The sequence below is a fragment of the Actinomyces sp. HMSC08A09 genome (assembly GCF_001807465.1).
Classification (GTDB): domain Bacteria; phylum Actinomycetota; class Actinomycetes; order Actinomycetales; family Actinomycetaceae; genus Actinomyces; species Actinomyces oris.
The window spans coordinates 1-2,934 of record NZ_KV789081.1 but is presented as its reverse complement, the minus strand read 5'-3'; the positions used below and the strand labels follow the sequence as shown (position 1 = coordinate 2,934).

Here is a 2,934-nt window from a genome sequence, read left to right as displayed (position 1 = left end):
AGCGAGCTCAACACCTTCTTCCAGGCCGTCCTCGACGGCAGGCTGCTGACCCAGTCCAGCATCGACGAGATGAAGAACGGAGCGGTTGACGCCAGCTCGTACCTTGGACCGGGGACGGTGTACGGGCTGGGCCTGATCGGTAGGTCGTTGTCCTGTGGGGGCACTGCCTGGGGCCACGGCGGGACGATCTACGGGTACCAGACCGATAACGCCGTCGGACCTGACGGCACCGCCGTCACCGTCGCCGTGACCGCCCTGCCTACAGCCATCGCGGACCAGAGCAACTTGGAGAGCTCCGCCAAGGAGAAGTACCAGCGGAACAAGGACGCCGTCGACGCCACCCTGTGCCACAAGTGATGGGTTCGGAAGCGGACTCGGGCACCTCGCGGCTGCGCATGTGCTTGACTCGGAGCGTGCCCAGCCGCGTGCCCGATTCCGCCGCCCAGGTGCAGAGTCCACCGCGCCTGCCCCGGACCGCGGTGGCGCTCTACCTGCTCGGCGTGCTGTCCTATTTCGGCACGTTGCTGGTCGATCCCGAGCACGTCATCAGATATGGAGAAATCAGTCTGATTCCCCGGGCGATTCTCGTCATCGTTCTGGCTATCATCCTCCAGGTAGTGGCTGTGACGGTGACGGATCGTTTTCCATACCGGGTGCTTGCTGTAGTGGCCGTTGCCGATCTCACCATCCTCATCGCCAGCGATCGATCGTCAGTCGGATCCACCGCAGTCATGGTCGTCATCTGGTACCTGGTGCGTCACCGCGTCCCAGGCTGGCAGGTCGCGCTGTTTACCAACATTATCGTCTTTAATTTGGTCTTCCTCATCCGAGAGGTGTATTCCGGCGAGCGCGGGCCGGCTGCCGTCATCGTCTTCCTGTCGGCTCACCTGCTGCAGCGCTACCTGCTCCCGGTAGTGGCGGCGGAGTACATGTTGGGGCGTGAGCGACTCCACCAGGCGCTGCGCGACAAGGCCGAGCTCCTTGAACGGGAGAAGCAGCTGCTCGAGCGCGAGGAGCGCGAGCGGGCCGCGCGCGAGTTGCGGGCAAGCCGCAATGCCCTGGCCCGCGATCTCCACGACATCGCCGGCCACCACCTCTCCGGCGTCATCGTCAGCGCCCAGGCGGCCGCGGCTTTGCGGCACAAGGACCCAGAGCGTTCCGACCAGATGCTCCAGACGGTGCAGGATAGTGCCCGAACCGCTCTGGCCGATCTGCGTCAGGTCGTCGGTCTCCTGCGCAGCGAGGACAGGAGTGACTCTCAGCGTGGAGGGCAGGTGACGGATGGTCAACAGAGCGAATCGACGTCGTCGAGCACCGAGGCGACAGCCGAGCCGGCGGCCGTGACGGATTCCCGGATGGCAAGGGAGCCGGTGCTCCTGCCCTCGCTGGAGGCAGTGCCTCGCCTCGTTGAGGAGTCTCGCTGTCGTCAACAGCGGGTCGGGTACGCAGTCAACGGCCGGCCTCGTCCCCTGAGCCCACTAGCTGACACCGCCGCCTACCGCATGGTCCAGGAGTCGCTCGCCAACAGCGCGCGGCACGCGCCGGGAGCCCCTTGCCAGGTACGGGTCACCTATCAGCAGGGGTATGTGGAGATCGTGGTGAACAACCGACGTCCGCCGAATGCGGAGGCGCGTCAGGCGGGTGTGGGCAGCAAGGGCGGTGGCTACGGTCTGTCCGGCATGGCTGAGCGCGCTGCCCTGGTGGGTGCTGAGCTGGTCACCGGCCCCGACCCCGACGGCGGCTGGTGCAACCGCCTTGTCATCCCCGTTCCTCCGGACGGCGCCGACGGGTCCCGTCCCGAGGAGGAAGCGGCATTCCTATGATTCGACTCGTCATCGCTGACGATCAGGCCGTGGTCCGCGCAGGCTTGAGCGTCATCCTCGGAGCGGAGGAGGACATCGAGGTCGTGGGTGAGGCCGCCGACGGTGCCGAGGCGATCACGCTGGCTCGTGAACTGCGCCCCGACGTCGTGTGCATGGACATCCGCATGCCCGGGACCGACGGTATCGCGGCAACGCGGGCGATCGTCTCCGACCCCGATCTGGACGTGGACGTGCTCATTCTGACCACCTTCGATGTCGACGACGACGTCCTGGCCTCCCTCGAGGCCGGTGCCGCGGGGTTTCTCCTCAAGGGTGCCGATGAGGACACTCTCCTGGGGGCGGTCCGCTCCGTCGCAGCAGGGGAGGGAACCTTGGACCAGCGTGTCACCCGCAGGATCTTGCGTGAGCTCTCCAGGCGAGGCTCCCGAGGTGCGCTCGCCGAAGCTGACACTGGGGCTCAGCATCGGTACACCGACAGAGCTGCGGATGCTGGCGGTGCATCCGGGCATGTGTCGTACGCCGGACCTGCTTCCGTGGACGTCGCCTTGACCTCTCGGGAGTTGGAAGTGCTCAGACTGTTGGCCCAGGGCATGTCCAACAGTGAGATGGCAGCACACCTTTATGTGGAGCCGACGACAATCAAGTACCACCTGACGGGACTCATGCAGAAAACCGGGTCTCGAGACCGCCTGCAAACGGTGCTCTGGGGGATTCGCGCTGGCCTGGTACGGCCCTGAGAAGCGATGACAGGAGAAGTAGAACCGGGAGGGACCGGTGCAGGGGGGAGCCGGCCTGTGCCCCGGGGAGCCTGGGTGTGATGCAGGTCGCGGGAAAGTCGTTTGACAACCCCCGATCAAGTCTGGCTATAGTACTCCTCGCTGCCGGAGCGACTGAACGGTCTGACGGCGGCACCGGACGGCGGAAACGCCGAACCGGAAGGAGTGATCCTACCGGTACGGAAAAAGCAGAATAGTTCAGAGATCAGGGTCACGCGATCCGAGTTTGATTCCCGAACGACAACCTGCTTATGCTAGTCCGGTCGCCTTCGAGAGGCAAGCAAGGAATTCTTCCTGGTCTCAAATCTCGGTGGGTGTGTTGTTTGAGAACTCGA

2 protein-coding genes and 1 pseudogene are annotated in these 2,934 nt (G+C 64.9%); all 3 read left to right on the top strand.

Annotated elements, in window-relative coordinates; translation table 11 throughout:
- Positions 1-357: pseudogene (locus HMPREF3165_RS13560) on the top strand (serine hydrolase); the annotation flags it as partial.
- A gap of 56 nt (positions 358-413) precedes the next feature.
- On the top strand, positions 414-1,823 hold the full coding sequence (locus HMPREF3165_RS01025; protein ID WP_256274688.1) for a sensor histidine kinase: 1,410 nt from the start codon (positions 414-416) through the stop codon (positions 1,821-1,823).
- Positions 1,820-2,560 (top strand): response regulator transcription factor, encoded by a 741-nt coding sequence (locus HMPREF3165_RS01020; RefSeq protein ID WP_070510174.1) that lies wholly within the window; start codon positions 1,820-1,822, stop codon positions 2,558-2,560. The genes HMPREF3165_RS01025 and HMPREF3165_RS01020 overlap by 4 nt, the downstream gene beginning before the upstream one ends.
- Positions 2,561-2,934 lie beyond the last annotated feature (374 nt).

Bases quoted from the DNA above. Each gene is read 5' to 3' on its own strand.
- HMPREF3165_RS01020 (WP_070510174.1), top strand. From the start codon at position 1,820: ATGATTCGACTCGTCATCGCTGACGATCAGGCCGTGGTCCGCGCAGGC.